The sequence below is a fragment of the Streptomyces sp. CA-288835 genome (genome assembly GCF_050936385.1).
In the GTDB taxonomy this organism is placed as follows: domain Bacteria; phylum Actinomycetota; class Actinomycetes; order Streptomycetales; family Streptomycetaceae; genus Streptomyces.
The window spans coordinates 3,848,972-3,866,683 of sequence record NZ_JBNJMW010000001.1; the positions used below are offsets into that span (position 1 = coordinate 3,848,972).

General features: G+C 69.6%; 18 protein-coding genes. 12 read left to right on the forward strand and 6 right to left on the reverse strand.

Going from position 1 to position 17,712, the window contains the following annotated elements; genetic code table 11:
• Positions 1–135 precede the first annotated feature (135 nt).
• The 3 genes from ACQEVY_RS17270 (at position 136) to ACQEVY_RS17280 (ending at position 2,344) form a co-directional block, all read left to right on the forward strand.
• On the forward strand, positions 136–738 hold the full coding sequence (locus ACQEVY_RS17270) for a hypothetical protein (protein ID WP_432949396.1): 603 nt from the start codon (positions 136–138) through the stop codon (positions 736–738).
• A gap of 305 nt (positions 739–1,043) precedes the next feature.
• Complete coding sequence (locus ACQEVY_RS17275) at positions 1,044–1,658, forward strand: RDD family protein (protein ID WP_432949398.1); 615 nt, start codon at positions 1,044–1,046, stop codon at positions 1,656–1,658.
• 179 nt (positions 1,659–1,837) lie between these two features.
• The gene (locus ACQEVY_RS17280) at positions 1,838–2,344 is read left to right on the forward strand and encodes an N-acetyltransferase family protein (protein ID WP_432949400.1); all 507 of its coding nucleotides are present in this window, start codon (positions 1,838–1,840) and stop codon (positions 2,342–2,344) included.
• A gap of 43 nt (positions 2,345–2,387) precedes the next feature.
• Here the strand turns inward: ACQEVY_RS17280 and ACQEVY_RS17285 are convergent, their stop codons facing one another.
• Positions 2,388–2,861 carry an NUDIX hydrolase gene (locus ACQEVY_RS17285; protein ID WP_432949402.1) on the reverse strand — a complete coding sequence of 158 codons (474 nt, stop codon included), beginning with the start codon at positions 2,859–2,861 and terminating at the stop codon, positions 2,388–2,390.
• A gap of 104 nt (positions 2,862–2,965) precedes the next feature.
• Here ACQEVY_RS17285 and ACQEVY_RS17290 point away from each other — a divergent pair, with 104 nt between their 5' ends.
• Complete coding sequence (locus ACQEVY_RS17290) at positions 2,966–3,250, forward strand: putative quinol monooxygenase (protein WP_432949404.1); 285 nt, start codon at positions 2,966–2,968, stop codon at positions 3,248–3,250.
• 4 nt (positions 3,251–3,254) lie between these two features.
• Here the strand turns inward: ACQEVY_RS17290 and ACQEVY_RS17295 are convergent, their stop codons facing one another.
• Complete coding sequence (locus ACQEVY_RS17295; RefSeq protein ID WP_432949406.1) at positions 3,255–3,635, reverse strand: DUF397 domain-containing protein; 381 nt, start codon at positions 3,633–3,635, stop codon at positions 3,255–3,257.
• Positions 3,616–4,470: a helix-turn-helix domain-containing protein gene (locus tag ACQEVY_RS17300; RefSeq protein WP_432949408.1), complete on the reverse strand. Its 855-nt coding sequence runs from the start codon at positions 4,468–4,470 to the stop codon at positions 3,616–3,618. Before ACQEVY_RS17300 ends, ACQEVY_RS17295 begins: the two co-directional genes overlap by 20 nt.
• A 116-nt stretch (positions 4,471–4,586) precedes the next feature.
• On the opposite strand from ACQEVY_RS17300, the gene ACQEVY_RS17305 reads away from it, so the two are divergent.
• The 6 genes from ACQEVY_RS17305 (at position 4,587) to ACQEVY_RS17330 (ending at position 10,330) form a co-directional block, all read left to right on the forward strand.
• A complete protein-coding gene (locus ACQEVY_RS17305; protein WP_432949410.1) occupies positions 4,587–4,811 on the forward strand; it encodes a hypothetical protein in 225 nt (74 codons plus the stop codon).
• Entirely contained in the window at positions 4,808–5,179 is a 372-nt protein-coding gene (locus ACQEVY_RS17310; protein ID WP_432949412.1) for an ATP-binding protein, read from the forward strand. Before ACQEVY_RS17305 ends, ACQEVY_RS17310 begins: the two co-directional genes overlap by 4 nt.
• Positions 5,180–5,363: 184 nt before the next feature.
• On the forward strand, positions 5,364–6,104 hold the full coding sequence (locus tag ACQEVY_RS17315) for an FHA domain-containing protein (RefSeq protein ID WP_432949414.1): 741 nt from the start codon (positions 5,364–5,366) through the stop codon (positions 6,102–6,104).
• Positions 6,101–7,540 carry a serine/threonine-protein kinase gene (locus ACQEVY_RS17320; RefSeq protein WP_432949416.1) on the forward strand — a complete coding sequence of 480 codons (1,440 nt, stop codon included), beginning with the start codon at positions 6,101–6,103 and terminating at the stop codon, positions 7,538–7,540. The genes ACQEVY_RS17315 and ACQEVY_RS17320 overlap by 4 nt, the downstream gene beginning before the upstream one ends.
• 159 nt (positions 7,541–7,699) lie before the next feature.
• Positions 7,700–8,197: a hypothetical protein gene (locus ACQEVY_RS17325; RefSeq protein ID WP_432949418.1), complete on the forward strand. Its 498-nt coding sequence runs from the start codon at positions 7,700–7,702 to the stop codon at positions 8,195–8,197.
• Between the two features lie 162 nt (positions 8,198–8,359).
• Complete coding sequence (locus tag ACQEVY_RS17330) at positions 8,360–10,330, forward strand: protein kinase domain-containing protein (RefSeq protein WP_432949420.1); 1,971 nt, start codon at positions 8,360–8,362, stop codon at positions 10,328–10,330.
• Positions 10,331–10,425: 95 nt separating this feature from the next.
• Here ACQEVY_RS17330 and purH read toward each other — a convergent pair whose 3' ends face one another.
• Complete coding sequence (gene purH, locus ACQEVY_RS17335) at positions 10,426–11,997, reverse strand: bifunctional phosphoribosylaminoimidazolecarboxamide formyltransferase/IMP cyclohydrolase (protein WP_432949422.1); 1,572 nt, start codon at positions 11,995–11,997, stop codon at positions 10,426–10,428.
• On the reverse strand, positions 11,994–12,632 hold the full coding sequence (gene purN, locus ACQEVY_RS17340; protein ID WP_432949424.1) for a phosphoribosylglycinamide formyltransferase: 639 nt from the start codon (positions 12,630–12,632) through the stop codon (positions 11,994–11,996). The genes purH and purN overlap by 4 nt, the downstream gene beginning before the upstream one ends.
• A gap of 425 nt (positions 12,633–13,057) precedes the next feature.
• Between purN and ACQEVY_RS17345 the strand changes: the two genes are divergently transcribed.
• Entirely contained in the window at positions 13,058–14,098 is a 1,041-nt protein-coding gene (locus tag ACQEVY_RS17345; RefSeq protein WP_432949426.1) for a hypothetical protein, read from the forward strand.
• Positions 14,099–14,591: 493 nt separating this feature from the next.
• Here ACQEVY_RS17345 and ACQEVY_RS17350 read toward each other — a convergent pair whose 3' ends face one another.
• Positions 14,592–16,307 (reverse strand): cell division protein PerM, encoded by a 1,716-nt coding sequence (locus ACQEVY_RS17350; RefSeq protein ID WP_432949430.1) that lies wholly within the window; start codon positions 16,305–16,307, stop codon positions 14,592–14,594.
• Between the two features lie 105 nt (positions 16,308–16,412).
• Here ACQEVY_RS17350 and ACQEVY_RS17355 point away from each other — a divergent pair, with 105 nt between their 5' ends.
• Positions 16,413–17,561 (forward strand): helix-turn-helix domain-containing protein, encoded by a 1,149-nt coding sequence (locus ACQEVY_RS17355; protein ID WP_432949432.1) that lies wholly within the window; start codon positions 16,413–16,415, stop codon positions 17,559–17,561.
• Positions 17,562–17,712 lie beyond the last annotated feature (151 nt).

Below are 17,712 nucleotides of genomic sequence, written 5' to 3' on the forward strand. Positions count from 1 at the left end.
ATAAGCGGCGCGTTAAGGACGATGACGGTCACAGTGCCGCGGGCAGTACCGGGGGGACGGGCCGCATCTGTAGAACTTTCCTCCGAAATGTGCCGCGTCGTCCCCGCACTTACGTCACGACGGAGGAAAGACGCCATGAGTTTCGGCGACCCGAACAACCCCTACGGTGCGCCGCAGGGCCAGCAGCCCGGATACCCGTCCCAGCAGCCCCCGGCTCAGCCCGGCTTCGGCGCTCCGCAGGGACAGCCGGGTTACGGCTACCCGCAGGCGCCGCCCCTCCAGCAGCAGCCGTACGGCGGCTACCCCGGCGGTCCGATGGAGATGCCGGGCGGTGTGAAGGCCGCGCGCGTGATGCTGTTCGTGATCGCCGGTCTTCAGGTGATCGGCGCCATCCTGATGGCGCTCTCCGCCGCCGCGTTGCAGGCGGCCAAGGAGGACCCGACTCTCCAGAACGAGGTCGAGTTCCAGCAGCTCGCCGACTTCTCGACACCCGTGCTGTGGCTGGCGACCGTCGGGGTCCTGGCCTGGGGCGTCTTCGCGGTCGTCCTCGGGGCGAAGATGGGCAGCGGCGGCGGCGGTATCCGTATCGCCGCCTTGGTGTTCGCCGTCATCACCGCGGTCCTGGGCATCTACCCGTTCATCCTCGTCGGCCTGGTGCACACCGTGCTCGCGATCCTCATCGCGGTGTTCGTGGGCCGGTCGGACGGCGCCGCCTGGTTCAGCCGCCCGCGTCACTGAGCCGCAGTTGACGCCGTGAGCACGAGGGCGTTCTCCGGAAGGCAGTTCCGGGGAGCGCCACTTGCATGTGCGCATGGTCGACCGGTGAATCGGCCACGGTCCCTCGTATCCATCGAAGATCAGCGATGTTGCACTTGCACAACTCCTCCGGGATCTGGCTGGACAAATACGCCTGGCCTTTAGAACGATGAGCGCGCAGTGCCGCGGGTAGTGCACGGGGGACAGACCGCGATCAGCTCGATCTTCGATCTTTCCTCCGTACAAGCCGCGTCGTCCCCGCACTTTCCAACGGAGGAATCACCGCCATGAGCTTTGGCGACCCGAACAACCCGTACGGACAGCCGCCCCCGCAGGGTGGGCAGCAGCCGTACGGCTACCCGCAGCAGCAGCCGCCGCAGGGCCAGCCCGGTTACGGCTACCCGCAGCAGGCCCCGCAGGGTGTCCCGCCCCAGCAGGGTTACGGCTACCCCCAGCAGCCCGGCGGACAGTACCCGCAGCAGGGGCAGATGTACGGCGGTACGCCCCCCTATGCCCACTGGGGTTCGCGAGTGCTCGCGACACTGGTGGACTCGCTCGTCCTCCTCGTCGCCTACATCCCCGTGGTGATCGGGGCGGCGATCGGTGACTCAGTGGGGGCCATCCTCAGCGTCATCGGCTTTGTCATCATAATCGGCGTGGCGGTCTGGATGATCATGCAGGAGGGCAAGACCGGCCAGACCATCGGCAAGAAGACCATGGGCATCCGACTGCTGCGAGAGAGCGACGGCCAGCCACTCGGCTTCGGCATGGCATTCGTCCGCCGCATCGCCCACTTCCTCGACGGCGCCGCCTGCTACATCGGCTACCTGTGGCCGCTGTGGGACGACAAGAAGCAGACCTTTGCCGACAAGGTCTGCAGCACGGTGGTCGTCAAGGTCTGAGCCTGACGGGCGCCCTCACGCCACCTACGCCAAGGGCCGTGTCCTACCCTGCGAGGGAGGGGCACGGCCCTGGCGCGTTGCGGCGCACGTCGCCTGCCGGCGGGTCCGAGGGCAGCACTCGATGTCACCCTCGCGAAAACAACTCGCCCCGGATTGCGGCGAACTGAAGAATGACGGCCATGCAGACTCGACAAGCGTCACCTGATGACGCATCAGCGGTCGCCGGCGTCTATGTGCGCTCCTGGCAGGCGGCCTTTGCGGGTCTGGTTCCCCAGCACTACCTCGATGCCATGGACCAGAACCGCGAAGAGGCCGATTGGAAGGCACGCATCGCGGAGGCCCAGTGGCCGCGGACGGGATTGCTGGTAGCCGAAACCGAGGCAGGCATCGTCGGATTCGCGAGCTTCGGCCCGTCTCAGGAGACCCCTGCCGTCGCGGAAATCGGCACGCTCTACGCGATACCCGAGGCCTGGGGCACCGGGATCGGAAGGCAGTTGATGCAGGCCACTATGAGGACCCTGGGACAGGCCGACTACACGCAAGCCACCTTGTGGGTCCTGGAGGCCAACGAACGGGCCCGGCGATTCTACGAAGCCGCAGGCTGGCGCCCGGACGGAACGGCCGTGGAGGACACGACCGGCGGCGCCTCTCTCAACAAGTTGCGTTACCACCGCCGCCTCAGCTGACGCCGGAGTCCGCGAATCGCGATTCTGACGGTGCCCTTCCGGGTCACTGAACGATGTCGTGCCAGGGGCCCTCGGGCGCCAGCGCTCGGAGTACGGCCGGTAGTTGTGGCGGTTCGATTCGGTCCGGTAGCGAGTTCAGGTCGAGCCATGTGAGCCAGGCGTGGCCGTGGAGGTTGGCTCGTTCGTCGGGGAGCAGGCCGGTTTGTGACAACTCCGGTTGGTGCTCGGTGAAATGGGCTACGAAGAAGTGTTCCTGGCCGACGTACCGCTTGCCGTTCCACCGCACGTCGCGGTCGACCGGTACCGAACGGTCGAGGACCGCGGCGGGGTCCAGGCCGGTTTCCTCGGCCAGTTCGCGACGTGCCGCTTTCAGCGGGGTCTCGCCGGGTTCGATGCCCCCGCCGGGCGGCTCCCAGAGCCGTGACCCGTCAAACGGGTCGCGCCAGTGGAGAAGGAGGAGGCGGTGGGCGGCGTCCAGGCAGATCACCCGCGCTGCGGGCCGATGTGTTGTCTCCACGATTCCGACACTAAGCGGTGTCTCGTCGTGTGACCGATGAGTTTGCCGTGCCGCTGCGGTCTGTCTCGGTAGCGCTGCACCACACCACACGACTTGGAGCAAACGTGATCATCATTGCCGGAAAGCTGTACGTGGACGCTGCCGCCCGCGACGCGTACCTCGCCGGGTGCTCGAAGGTGATCGAGCAGGCCCGGGCCGCCCCCGGCTGCCTCGACTTCGCCCTGTCAGCCGACCTGATCGAGCCGAATCGGATCAACGTGTACGAGCGTTGGGAGACGGACGAGGACCTCGAACGCTTCCGCGGCACGGGCCCCGAGCCCGAGCAGACGGCTCAGATCCGCGACGCCGCGGTGAGCAGGTACCGGATTTCCGGTGTCGAGGCTCCATAGGCGATCAACTCGTCGGTACGTCGCCGCCCTTGATCGCGGTGATGAAGGGAGCCCAGGCGTTCGCGGGGAAGAGGAGGGCGTAGCCCTGGGGGTTCTTCGAGTCGCGGACGGGGACGAGGCAGGGGAGGTCGTCGCGGACCTCGACACAGTCCCCGCCGGAGCCGTTGCTGTGGCTGCTCTTGCGCCAGTGCGCGGCGCCGGGGAAGCCTTCGGCGACTTCCACACAGTCCCCGCCGTCGCCGTCGCCGTTGCTGTAACTGGACTTGCGCCAGCGGGCGGCGCCGACGAAGCCCTCGGCGACCTCCACGCACTCTCCGCCGGAGCCATTGCTGTAGCTGCTCTTGCGCCAGACGGCGGCGCTCAAGTCAATCTGCTTGCTTGCCATTTCGATAGTCCTCTGCCGCTTCCTCGATCATGGCGAGGGACGCCTCAGGCGGCAGTGCGGCGGCCCTGAGCAGATCGTACGACCTGCGGTACTCCTCCACGAGGGCCGGATCGTCGATGGTGTCACCGCTGTGCAGAGACTCCGTATACGCGAGCGGAGGGGCGTCCGGGAAAGTCATGATCATGGCCGTGCCGAGCATGAAGGGATGCGGCCCACTGTTCCACGGAAGGATCTGTGGAGCGATCCGGTGGCGCCTCGCCAGCGCCGCGATGCGGTCGAGCTGTTCGGCCATCTCCTCCGGCGGCAGGATGGGGTGGCGCAGGATCGACTCGTGCAAGATCGCCCAGTACAGCGGCTTCTTGTGGTCGTTCTCGAAGAGGCGAGCCCGCTCCATGCGGGCGCTGACCTTCTCCTCCACCTCATCGTCGGGCGCCAGCGGATGCGTGGCCCGCACCACCGCACGCGCGTACGCGGCCGTCTGCAACAGGCCGGGCAGAACCGTTGGGGCCCACACCTCAATGGTCTTCGCGTGCTTCTCTGCCTCCAAGGCCCGCTCGTAGTACCCAGCGTGCCCCTTCCGCTTGGCCTTCCGTACGTCCTCGCACCGTCGCCCGAAAAACCCATCCGTCTTCAGCACCCGGTCCACATGTCCGGCGAGGTCCTCGGGCATTCTCCGCTGGCCCCGCTCGATCTCGCTCAGGTAGGTAGGGGCGTAGAAGCTGCCCTCCACCGTCTCCTGCAGCGTGAGCCCCATCTCCTCCCGCTTCCACCGCAACTCCTTGCCGTAGAACTCGGGAACGCTCGCTGAACCGTCAATGTCCTTGCGCGCAACCATCGTTGACCACCTGTTTCCACACCCAGGGCCGTGGACCCCAAACCCCTTTTACGGTACGCCGCCTGACGTCAAGGTGTGACGAGTTCGTCACACAACGCACAGGAAGGCCTGCCGCCATGACCCACCACGGCGACCCCCACGACGTACAGGAGTACGTGGAACAACTCCGCACCGCGCTCGCAGCGCACGGCATCACGTTGCCGTCCCTCGGCGTAGAGGCGACAACCTTCGCCGGAACCTACCCACCCCGCCACGGAGGCCTCGTCGCGCTCGGCAACTGCAACACCGCGACCGCCCGCAAGCTGGCCGAGGCCCTGGACAAGGCGGCGGGCAGCCGGTGAAGCCCCTGGTCCTCGAACTGCTCGCGGTCCCCAAGGCCGTTCCCGAGGTACGGCGCGCTGTGCGCGAGTACCTGGCCCGGCCCTGTCCCGAAGTGCAGCTCTGCGTCAGTGAGTTGCTGGCGAACGTGATCAATCACCTCGGCGAGGGCACCCCCGTGACGGTGCGTCTGGCCCGTACGGACGGTGGCCGGGCGCGGCTCGAGGTCAGCGACCCGGACGCGTACGCCTGGCTCATCCGGCGTCGACCGGGGCCGGACGACGAGACGGGCCGCGGGCTCCTGCTGCTCGACGCGGTCGCGCTGCGGTGGGGCGTGGATCAAGGGACGGGCGGCAAGACGGTGTGGTGCGAGCTTCCGCAAGGCGCGTGAACAGGGGTCGTCCCGTTCGCAAGCAGGCAACGGGTGAACATCAGGCGAACGAACAGTGATTGATCCGCGTGGCTTAGTTCTGTTGCGCACTCAACGGCCGTGTCCTCGTCGCGCCGCCGCGACATGTCCCCAGTAACACGCCTTAGTCTGACCCTCGTTGGGCCAGGAGGAGGGGGACTACTCCATGTACAGCGTCATTGTGGTGCCGCCGTGCGGCACTGGATCGGACGACCAGATCAAGCTCTCGGCGGGTGAGCGGCTCACCTTCGGCCGGTCCGAGGCCGGCAACGGGCTTGCGATCGCACACGCAGGGGTCTCCCGGATCGCCGGGGAGATCACCGCGCACCGGGCCTTCTGGATCCTGAGCAACCTCAGCCAGGAGCAGACCTACGTGGTGGAGAACCCGGAGGGCGCGGGCGAGCACATCAAGGTCGCTCCGGGCCGTCTGGACGCGCCCGTGTCGTTCGAGTTCTCGCGCGTGGTACTGCCCGCGGCGGGCGATCTGCTCAGCTTCGACGTGTGGGCGCCGCGCCACACCTACCGCAGCGCGGACCGCCCAGGGCTCTCCGGCGCCACCACGGCCCAGGCGTTCGCCCTCGACCGCACCAAGCGGTACTTCGCGGTGCTGGCCGCCCTGTGCGAACCGCGGCTACGCGGTGAGCCCCACGCCCCGCTGCCCACCGTCGACCAGCTCGTGGAACGCCTGCGGCACACCTGGCCCGCGGCCAACCGTTCCTCCGTCTACTGGAACATCGACTACCTGGCGGTCAAGCTCCGCCTGAGACCCGCCCCGGACACGGCGGAACCCGGCCCACGCCTCTACGGCAAGAAGGAGTCGCTGGTCTCGCTCGCGCTCCGTTTCGACCTCGTACGGGAGGACGATCTCGTCGTCCTCGCGGCGGTCCCCAGCGAGGTGGCGCGGTGAACGGACCCTCGTACGCCGTCCCCGTTCCGAAGGGCTACCGGGTGGGCCCCTGGGAGGTGCGCGAGCCGCTCGCGTCGGGCGCGTTCGGCAGCGTCTACGCGGCCCGGCGCACCGGTGATGAGGGCGGGGGCGACGGCGGGGAGACCGTCGCCGGCCAGGGAGCCGGCCCGCTGCCCTGGCACGCGGCGCTCAAGTTCCTGCCGACGGGCACCCGTACCCCGCGCCAACTACACCATCTGCGCGAACTCGCCCATCGCGAACAAGAGTTGCTGAAGCGGCTACGCTCACCACGGCTGATCCGGATGTACGAGGCGCTGACGGTCGACGACCCTCAGCACCCCGAACTCGACGGCGCCACCGTCCTCGTACTGGAACGGGCCGAAGGTTCGCTCGCAGCGCTGCTGGACCGGTCGCCCACTCCGGAATCCGGTCCCGGCCTGCTCGCCCAGGTCTGCGAGGGACTGCACCAGTTGCACGCCGCGGGCTGGGTGCACGGCGATCTCAAGCCCGCCAACGTCCTGCTGATGAAGGACGGTTCCGCCCGTCTCGCCGACTTCAACCTGGCCGCGGAGATGGAGGGCACCCACGCGTACGCCCCAGCCTTCGCCACCCCCGACTACACACCACCGGAACTGCTCTGGTCCGAGATCAGCGAACGCGGTCAGCAGATCCGCCCGACCGCCGACATCTGGGCCTTCGGCGTGCTGGCCCACCTCGTCCTGACCGGTGTTTTCCCCCTGCCGGGCGGCATCACGGAGGCCCGCCGCGACGCGACGGTGCGATACGCGCGCGGCGCCGAGGAACTACGCCTGGCCCCCGAACTCCCCCCGGACTGGCGGGAGATCATCACGGACTGCCTGGCCCCGTCGCACGAGGAACGCGCCGCCCGTTGCACCGACACAGCCTCGCTGCTGCGCCGGGTGGAACAGGCGGCCGGAACCACCCGCTCGCCCCGCCTGCCCCGGCTCCGCCCGCGCAAGTGGCTCCGCCCCGCCCTGGCGACCGGCGTCGCGGCGGCCGTGCTGGCGCTGGCCGCGACAGTGACGTACGCGATGCGGGACGACGGGCCGACGTACGGCTATCACCGCTGCCCCTTCGGATCTGTCTGCTTCTTCAGCGAGGAGTTCGGCATGGGCGAGATGTGCAGTTGGAAGGGCGACGACGCCGACTGGCTGTCGGGGAAGGAGACCTGCATGTGGACCCGCGACCGCCCAGTGAAGTCGATCTTCAACAACGGCGACGAGGCGACAGGCCTCGGGGGCGTGGCCTACTACCGAGGTCGGGACTTCACACCTGTCGGCGAGGACATCACCCGCAAGAACTCCCGCAACCGAACCGGCTGCACCGCCCAACGCGCCCAAGGAAACCTGGCGGGCACCTACGCACCGCTGTCCCATAGGTGGATCGAACACTGCGGGGACGGGGCTGCTGACTGACACCGTCGCGCCGAGGCGACAGGGCTATAGGGATGCCCCTTCCCCTGCTGCCCTAAAACCTTAGAGGTTCTGCCCCGGACCGGAATCCCTCACGCTGGCACGGACCCGCAGGGGCACGCATGACCTGTCCCTGCACAAGTAAAACGGGAGGGAATCATCGTGCGTAAACCTAGGAAGAACGCAGCCGTGACGCTCGTCGTCGCTCTTCTGGCGGTCATCGGCTTCGCGGTGCCGATAACCGGTGCCGCCCCTGCGGAAGCGGCGACGTGCACGTACAAGACATTGAAGTACTACCCCGGGTCGGCGATCAGCAAGGTTCGGTACGGTCAGATCAACGTCAAGTTCAAGCTGTGCGGCTCCAATCCGGACAACTGGACGGCCAGCACCTCGTCCTGGACGAACGGCACCGGGGACAACTTGGGGATCTTCATCAAGAGGGCCGAGATTGACGAGACCTCTCAGACGTCCGGGGTCAAGAAGTGGCTGTTCGAGGGCTTTCTCCAGTCCTGCACGCCACGCGTCGGCTGGCCCTGCGCCCAGTCTTGGGGCATCACCATCAAGTACCACGTCGACAAGTCCCGTACGGGCCAGCCGATTCTGTGGCCGGGCACACCCACGGTCAACGCCGTTGGAGTAGCAGTCTTCCGGACTCCGTGAGCCGCTGTTCCTGCCGTACCGCCGCAGAGTTACTCAGACCAACGGCTCGACGCAGAGCAGCCGTTGGTCTGAGACGGCGGCAGGACCCATGAGCTCGCGATAGCCTCGGGTAACTGTTGTGGCACAAAAGCACCTTGTGAAGGAAGACCACCCGGGGGACCCATGTCAGACCAGCGACCCGAGTCGCCGCACTCGTCGGCGACCGGGAACGCCGCGCTGGAGCAGGCCGGTGCCACCCCGCTGCAGCCCTCGGATCCGCGGCAGATCGGCCCGTACGTACCGCTGGGGCGGCTCGGCAGCGGCGGGATGGGGCGGGTGTATCTGGCGCGGCCGATCGACGACGGGGCGGGGCTCGCCGCGGTCAAGGTGATCCGGCCCGAGTACGCCGAAGACGCCGACTTCCGGCGGCGGTTCGAGCGCGAGGCGGCCGTGCACGCCCGGGTCGGGCCGCCGCACGCGCCGGAGCTGCTGGGTACCGGGTTCCAGGACGAGCTGCTGTGGATGGCCACGCGGTATCTGCCCGGCCTCAGCCTCACGGATGCCGTCAAGGAATGCGGTGTACTGGAACCGGCCGGCGCCTGGCGCCTCGTCGCGGAACTCGGCCGGGCCCTGTCGGCGTTGTCCGCCGAAGGAGTCGTACACCGGGACCTCAAGCCGTCCAACGTGATCCTGTCCGAACAGGGCGCTCACGTCATCGACTTCGGCATCTCGCAGGCCGTGGACGCCAGCGCGATCACCGGCACCGGCAACCGCGTCGGCACCCCCTCCTTCATGTCCCCCGAGTACCTCAGGGAGGGCCGCTGCGACACCGCCTCGGACGTGTTCTCGCTCGCGGGCACGCTCGTGTACGCCACCACCGGGCACGCTCCGTTCGGTGACGGCACCGGAGTCGACGTACTGCACCGGGTCGCGTACGAGGAGCCCAACGCGGAGATCATGCGCGAACTCGAGGCCATGGACGCCTCGTTGGCCGACCTGCTCGACACCTGCCTGACCAAGGATCCCGCCGGGCGGCCGAGCCCACAGGAACTGATCGAGGCGGCCGAGGCGTACGGCGACAGCAGCTCCACGCCGCCCCCTTGGCAGACGCCGCTCGACTCCCGTCTCCTCGACCGCCGCCAAGCCGCCGAGGTACTGCGGCACGCCTCCGTCCAGCAGACCGGTCATTTGCGCACGCCTACGCAGGGGGCTGCCCCTGCTCCGGGGCCGGGGTTCGGGCCGGCTACGCCGCCGGGGTCGTACGGGGCGGGGGCGCCGCAGACACCTCCGGGTGCGTACGGGGTAGGGGCACAGACACCGCCGTACGGCTCTGGATCACAGACTCCACCGGGTCCGTACGGTGCGCCGACGCCTCCGGGGCAGTTTGGTCCGCCCTCGGTTGGCTTACCGCAGCCGGGGTCCACGACCGGTCATCCGCCGGACGGCGGGCAAGGGAATGGGGGCGGTCGCGGGCGCGGTCGCAGGAAGGTGTACTTCGCCGTCGTCGCGGGGCTTGCGGTGTGTGCCGTCGCCGTGAGCGCATTCCTGCTCACCCGGCCGGCGAACGAGGACACGGAAGCGTCTTCGTCGCCTACGGCCTCCGAGACCCGCACCCCCGATGACAAGGCGAGGGCACCGCTGCCCAGCGCCTCCGATTCCTCCCCCTCCCCCAGCAAGGAGAAGGAAGAGAAGGAGGACGGGCGCGACAAGGAGAGCGCCTCCCCCGGAGGGGACGGAGCTGGAGCCGCGGGCGGGGGCGACGCGGACGGGGAGCAGGACAGCACGCCTACGGCGACCCCGTCGGCCACACCGTCCAGCGGGAACGGCGGTGGCAGTGGAGGGAGCGGTGGCGGCACCACACCGGGCCCCTCCCCGACCAGGAGCACGGCCGAGCCGGCCAAACCGCCGTGGATCACCCAGTGCACGTACTACTCCGGCACCCAGCTCACGCAACTCGGCGACAAGAACCGCCGGGTGACGCAGGTGCAGTGCATGCTCACCAAACGCGGGTACGGCGTCGGGGCCGCGGGCGTGGACGGCCAGTTCGGCCAGGCCACCTTGCGGGCGGTGAAGCGGTTCCAGGGCGCCAAGGGACTGAGCGTCGACGGCGACGTGGGGCCCAACACCTGGGCGGCGCTGCGCAGTAGGACGTAAACAGTCAGTAGGACGTAACGGAAACGGGAACGGAACGGCCCGCCGGTGGTGCACCGGCGGGCCGTTCGCGCTTCCAGTCAGTGACCGTGTCCGCGTCAGTGGAAGAAGTGGCGCGTCCCCGTGAAGTACATCGTGATGCCCGCCTTCTGCGCGGCCTCCACGACCTGCTCGTCACGGACCGAACCGCCCGGCTGGACGATGGCCTTGACGCCGGCGGCGCTCAGGACATCGATGTTGTCGGGGAACGGGAAGAACGCGTCCGACGCGACATACGAGTCACGGGCCCGCTCGGCCCCGGCGCGCTCAACGGCCAGCTTGCAGGAGTCGACCCGGTTCACCTGCCCCATCCCGACCCCGACCGAAGCCCCGTCCTTCGCAAGCAGGATGGCGTTGGACTTCACGGCCCGGCAGGCCCGCCAGGCGAAGGCCAGGTCCGCCAACTCGTCGGCGGAGAGGGCCTCGCCGGTGGCGAGGGTCCAGTTCGCGGGGTCGTCGCCCTCGGCCTGGAGTACGTCCTTGACCTGGGCGAGACCGCCGCCGTCGATCGGCTTGAACTCGGCCGGGGGCTGCGGGCCTTCGGGGCAGCGAAGGACGCGGATGTTCTTCTTGCGGGCGAGGACCTCGACCGCGCCCTCCTCGTAGTCCGGGGCGACGATGACCTCGGTGAAGATCTCGGCGACCTGCTCGGCCATCGCCACGGACACCGGACGGTTGACGGCGATCACACCACCGAAGGCGGACAGCGGGTCGCAGGCGTGGGCCTTACGGTGCGCCTCGGCGACGTCCGCGCCGATCGCGATGCCGCACGGGTTGGCGTGCTTGATGATCGCGACGCAGGGCTCACTGTGGTCGTACGCGGCCCGGCGCGCGGCATCGGTGTCCGTGTAGTTGTTGTACGACATCTCCTTGCCGTGCAACTGCTCGGCCTCGGCGAGACCGCCACAGCCTCCGGTGTACAGAGCGGCGGGCTGGTGCGGGTTCTCGCCGTACCGGAGCACGTTCTTGCGCTCGTACGTGACGCCGATGAAGCCCGGGAACTCCGTGCCATCGCCCGCGTAGTCTCCGGCGAACCAGCCCGCGACCGCCACGTCGTACTCGGCGGTGTGCCGGAACGCTTCTGCCGCGAGCCGCTTGCGGGCCGTGAGGTCGAAGCCGCCGTCCGCGACCGCCTTGAGGACGTCGCCGTAGCGGTCAGGGCTGACGACGACCGCGACGGAGGGGTGGTTCTTGGCGGCGGCGCGGACCATGGAAGGCCCGCCGATGTCGATCTGCTCGACGCACTCGTCGGGCGAGGCGCCCGAGGCGACGGTCTCGGTGAAGGGGTAGAGGTTCACGACGACGAGATCGAAGGGCTCGACGCCCAGCTCGGTCAGCTGGTTGCGATGGTCCTCGAGGCGCAGATCGGCGAGGATCCCGGCGTGCACGCGCGGGTGCAGCGTCTTGACGCGGCCGTCCAGGCACTCGGGGAACCCGGTGAGTTCCTCGACCTTGGTGACCGGTACGCCGGCGGCGGCGATCCGGCCGGCCGTGGAACCGGTGGAGACGAGCGCGACCCCGGCCTCGTGCAGCCCGCGGGCGAGGTCCTCGAGCCCGGTCTTGTCGTAGACGCTGATGAGCGCACGCTTGATCGGGCGCTGTGTGCCTTCCGTGGTCACTTCGGCGGTCACGGGATAACTACCTTTCGTCCCTCGATGCGATAGCCGTGACGGGCGAGCCGCCCCACGACATCGACGAGCAGCCTTCGTTCGACATCCTTGATGCGCTCATGGAGAGCGGCACCTTCGGCCTCGTAGTCCTCGTCCCGGACCTCGACCACGCCCTGAGCGATGATCGGGCCGGTGTCGACGCCGTCGTCGACGAAGTGGACGGTGCAGCCGGTGACCTTCACGCCATACGCGAGGGCGTCGCGGACACCGTGCGCTCCCGGGAAGCTGGGCAGCAGCGCGGGGTGGGTGTTCACGAACCGGCCGCCGAAGCGGGCCAGGAACTCCTTGCCCACGATCTTCATGAACCCGGCCGAGACGACCAGATCCGGCTCGTACGCCGCCGTGGCCTCGGTCAACGCACTGTCCCACTCTTCCCTGGTCGCGTGGTCCTTCACGCGGCACACAAAGGTGGGAAGTCCCGCGCGCTCGGCCCGCGCGAGGCCCTCGATGCCCGTACGGTCTGCGCCGACCGCGACGATCTCGGCCCCGTAGATGGCACGCCCCTGCATCGCGATCGCGTCGAGGAGAGCCTGCAAGTTCGTACCTGATCCGGAGACCAGCACGACGAGGCGCTTGGCCACGGGATTGGCGGCCACGGCAGGGCCCTTTCTCGGGAGAGCGTTTGTAGGGTCGTACGAATGCTTCACGCCCCCTGATACGGGGAAGTCTACGAAGCGGCCGACCGTCAGCAACGATACCGGCACAGCGTTCGGCCCTCTTGGGACGGGGGCGTGGCCGGAAGGTAGCGTCTGGGAAGCATCCGCCGGGGAACACGGTCCAGGTGGGGGGAACGCCTCTGCCGCACGGGACGTTGACCAGGGGCGGGGACGAAACTCGGAGGGCGGGACGGGAACGGAAACCTCGACCTGCCGCTCGCCGTATGCTCCACCCGCTTGCTTCACCGCCCGCTCGACCAGCCCGAACGATCGATATCGCTCCACCGCTCACCAACATGATTCGCAGACTTGATCCGCAAGCTTGATCCGCAGACCTGATTCGCCAAGGGGAAGACGCACACCTGATGCCGGACCGCAGCCTCCGACTCCTCCCACTCCTTCCCTCCCTCGCGTCCGGCCCCTCGGGGGTCGCGGAGGGAGGGGGGCGGGGTGCGTACGTCCCGTCGTTCTCGCCGCTCCCGTCGATCTCGTCGATCCCGTCCTTCCCCTCATCGTTCCCGTCCTTCCCGTCGTTCGCTTCCGACCGGCCGTCGGGGGTCGCGCCTGTGCGGGGTGGCGGGCGCGGAGGACTGCTGCTACGGGAGCGGCACTCGTCGTCGTCGGCCACTCCGCCGCGGGAGGGTGAGGGGGCGGAGGGTGGTTCGGGTTCCTCTGGCGCCTCCGGTGCATCCGGTGCCTCCGGTGGTGGGGACTCGTCGTCGCAGGGCGGGCAAGGGGCGCCTCCGCCGGCGGACGACAACCCCTTCGCGCCTCCGCCGGAGGGCTCGCCGGACCGGCCGTGGCAGCCGCGTCGGCCCGCGGACGGGCAGGGGTCTGACGAGGGGCAGAGCGGCAGTGGCGGGCACTCCCCCTGGGGCAGCCAGTGGAGCGACCGGCAGCCGGGGCCCGCGCAAGGCGGCGGTTTCGGTGACCGGCCCGGTGCCTCCGGTGGCCCCGGCGGGCAGGGCGGCCCGGAAGGATCTGGCGGTCCCAACGCAGCTCCGCGCTGGGACCCGACGGACCCGATCCAGCGTCGCGCCCGCTATGCCCTGCTCTCGGGCATATGGGCCTTCTTCTTCGCGCTCTTCAGCTGGCCGTATGTGGCGCTGCTGCTCGGTGCGCTGGCCCTGTACTGGGGCATCAGCACGCTGCGCGCCAAGCCGCGCACGCCGGACCCGGACACCCCGGCGCCCCCGCCGGGCGCCCGCCCCCAGACCACGGCGGCGATCAGCGGCCTGGTCACCGCGTCGCTGGCGCTCGCCATAGTCGCAGCGGGTTTCACGGCGCAGCTCGTGTACCGCGACTACTACACGTGCGTGAACGACTCGCTGACCAACACGGCGAGGGAGTCCTGCGACAAGCTCCTGCCGGAGGAGTTGCGGGGGTTGTTGGGGTCGCGTAGTTGAGGGGTTCCCTGCCTGCGGCGGTTGGGTGCGTTGTCCCCTGACGGTTCGTTGTGGCTGGTCGCGCAGTTCCCCGCGCCCCTAGGTGGTTGGTGGGTGCGGGGCCGCGGTCCGGTGCGTCAGCCCGTCGCCAACAGGGCATACGACCCCGTGCTTCCACAGGGTCCTGGTGTGCCCAGACCGAAGCTAAGCGACGGGCATAGGACGCACCGGCCCACGTCCCCTCCCCCCGGCGGGAGGGTGCCGGTTTCGTTGTGGCTGGTGACCATGGCGGCTGGTGAGCTTTGTGGCTGGCGGTTCGGGGAGCGCCCCGTTAGGGGCGCGGGGAACTGCGCGACAAGCCACGACGGACCGGCAGTCGCCCATGAAACAGAACCCACCCTCCCGGTAGGCGCCCTGCTCAACCGCCGGAGGCAGTCGCAGGGCGGTGCCCATATGCGGCTCCGCCGCGTGGGCGCGACCAGCCACAACGCACCCGCAGCCGCGACACGCAGTGTCACCCACCACCCCCTGGCGGGGGGCCTTGGGGCGCAGCCCCAGTCATGTCACTCCCCACCCCTGGCGGGGCCTGGGGCGCAGCCCCAGTTTCGGGAAGGGGCGGGGCTGGGGAAGAAAACCCTCCCACCCCAGCGGCCTCGGGAGCGAAGGGGTCGACCGATTCGACGGGATCGACCGGCAGGAAGTCGTATGGCTCGAGGCCGGCGTCCTCCTCTGCGACCCGCGACACCTCCCGCCGACGGCGCCGGGGCAGCCGCAGCCAGTCGGGCCAGGACGCGGACCAGGATGCGGGCCACAACTTGCCCGCATCCTGAGGCGGGACCTCGGATTCGCGGGCCTCCCCGCGCGGCCCGCGCAACCGCCACGCCCGCAGCCCCACCGCCACCGGCACCCCCACCCCCGCAACCCACCCAACCGCCGCAGACCCCGTCTGCCACCAAACAGGCCCGAAGTCGGCCAGCACGGCCACCCCAAGCGACCCACCCGCGAGAGCGGCAAGCACCGCGAGGCCGACCCCACACAAACCCGCCGCAAGCGCCACGGTTCCAGCGACCCGCCCACGCGACCACACCTCACCGCGCTCAGCCGGATCCCCCACGTCGCCCGAGCCCCCACCCCTCGGCACCCCCACCCCCACCGCAAACCACGCCACCACCACTCCCGCAACCACCGGCACCGCCACCACGGCCCAGTGAAGCGGCGTCCCCGCCCCCGCATCCGGCAACGCCGCAAACAGAGGAAAGCGCGGCAGCAACGGCGCGGCCGACGAGGCCAAGGGATCCGTCCCGTACCCGGCCCCGAGAGCAAAGCCGGGACCGAGCGCGTACGCCGCCCCCCACACCGCCGCGTTCGGCAACAAAGCCAGCGCCAGCAGGAGTACAGCAACACGCCCCGACCACGCCTCGGTGAGCTCCAGAACCGAGGCCCGCGCCAACGCCCCGTCCCAGACCAGCGCCACGCCCACCAGCAAGGCCCCGCCTCCGACAAGCACCGCCACCCCGGCCCCCGCCGCCCGCCCGGCGGCCCCGAGAACACCGTTCGCGACGAGATGGCGTACACCCTCGGGAAGGGCGCGACGAACGAACGGCGGCAGGGGCCCGCCGGGCCGCCCGTACGCCGTCCACACCCCCGCCCCCGCCACGGCCGTGACGAACAGCGGCGGCCACACCACGCCCACCGTCAACGTCGGCCGCAACACACCGCCCAAGGCGTACAACACGACCGCCACCCCGACCACCAGGTAGCCCACGACCACACCGCCCCACGCACTGCGAGCGGTAGGCATCGGGCCCCGGCCGTCACCCTCCGCCGCATCGCGGCCCGCCCGGTGCAGCAGCCAAGCCGGCAACGCGACCAGCAGCAGCGGTGTGACACCGACCGGCGCGGGCACACCGGAGAGCGTCTCGATGCGGACGAACTCAACGCCGTGCGCCAGCAGCCACAGAGAAGCGGCCATGTGCAACGCCCCGTGGGGACCACTGTCCGGGTAGGGCGAACTGATCCACAGAAGCATCACGAGCACGGCGAACAAGCCGAGCCCCAGCCCCGCAGCGAGAACACCACCGACGAAACCGGCAACCGCTCCGGGCAACCATGGAGGCCAGGACGGCGGGATCGGATCGCGGTCGGTCAGGCGCGTCGGATGGCCCGGCTTGACCGGCGTCGCCGGCTTGGCCGGGTGTCTCGAGTAGGCCGAGTGAGTCGGGTGAGTCACGTCGCCATACTCCCAACGCCACACACTTTCCCGGCGTAATGGGCGAACTCTGGACGCGTCGCTCAAAATGCGTTTTATGCACTTTTACGTCTGGAGGGGCGCCCAGTGACACAAAGCCCTGCCAGAAGCCCCGCCAGCCCGCTGCCGCCCCCCACGGAACGTCGCCGCCTCCGCCAGTCCCGCTCCCTGAGCCAGGCCGAGGTCGCCGCCAGAGTGGGCGTCACCCCCAAGACGGTCCAGTCCTGGGAGACCGGCCGCACCACGCCACAGGGACGCAGGCGGGAAGCATACGCACGGCTGTTGCAGGAGTTGGCGGGCCCGGCTCCGGTCGCTGCCAAGGCTGAATCCAAGCCCGAACCAGTGCCCGTCGAGCCCGTGCCCGAGCCGCAGGCCCGACCTGCGGCCGAGCAGGAGCCCGTAGCCGAGGCCGAACCCCCCGCCCTCACCCCCGCCCGAGCCTTCGACGCGCTCTACGAGTTCTGCGCCCCCAGCCTCGTACAGCAGACGTATCTCCTCACCGGACAGCGGAAGTTGGCGCGCGAGTCCGTGGACCGTGCGTTCCAACTGGCGTGGCAGCGCTGGCCGGAGGTGGCAGTCGACCCGGACCCGGCGGGCTGGGTTCGGGCGGTGGCGCACGAGTACGCGCTGTCGCCCTGGCACCGGCTGCGCCTCTGCCACCGGCGCCCGGACACACCGCCCGCCACCCCGAGCGACCGCCGCCTGCTCTCCGTACTGCTGAGCCTTCCGCCCCCGTACCGGCGCACGCTGCTCCTCCACGACGGCCTCGGCGTGGGCCTCCCGGAGACCGCGGCCGAGACGGAGGCGAGCACCGTCGCGACGGCGAACCGCCTGCTGCACGCACGCGAGGCCATCGCCGAGCACTTCCCGGACCTGACGGATCCCCAGGAGCTACGACGCCGCCTGGCGAGACTGTCGAAACTCGCGGACAAGGAGCGCCAAGGCCGACGGTCTGCCCCCAAACCCGCAATGGTCCGCACGAGCAGCGAACGCCGAGCCCAGCTCTGGACCCGCGCAGCCATCGCCTGCACCACACTGCTCGTCGCGGCGACGGCCGTCACCGTCAAGACAGCCCCGAGCCACTACGAACCTCCGGTACCCCCCGGCGAAAAGATCCACGGCGTACCACCCCGAGCAGTCCCCGGCACCCTCTCGACCAAAGAGCAGAAACTACGAGCAAAGCTGAGGTCAGAATCAACGAACGGCGCCGAAAGACTGCTCCCAGAAGGCCGTTAGCGCGCTGCGGGCAGTCGTCCCGCAACCGCTGCGGGCAGTCGTCCCGCAACCGCTGTGGGCAATCGTTCCGTAGGGCGATGGGGGTCCCCCCGCTCGAGCGCAGCCGAGAGTGGGGGAGGGTGGGCACAGCAGCGCAGCACCGGGTGCCACC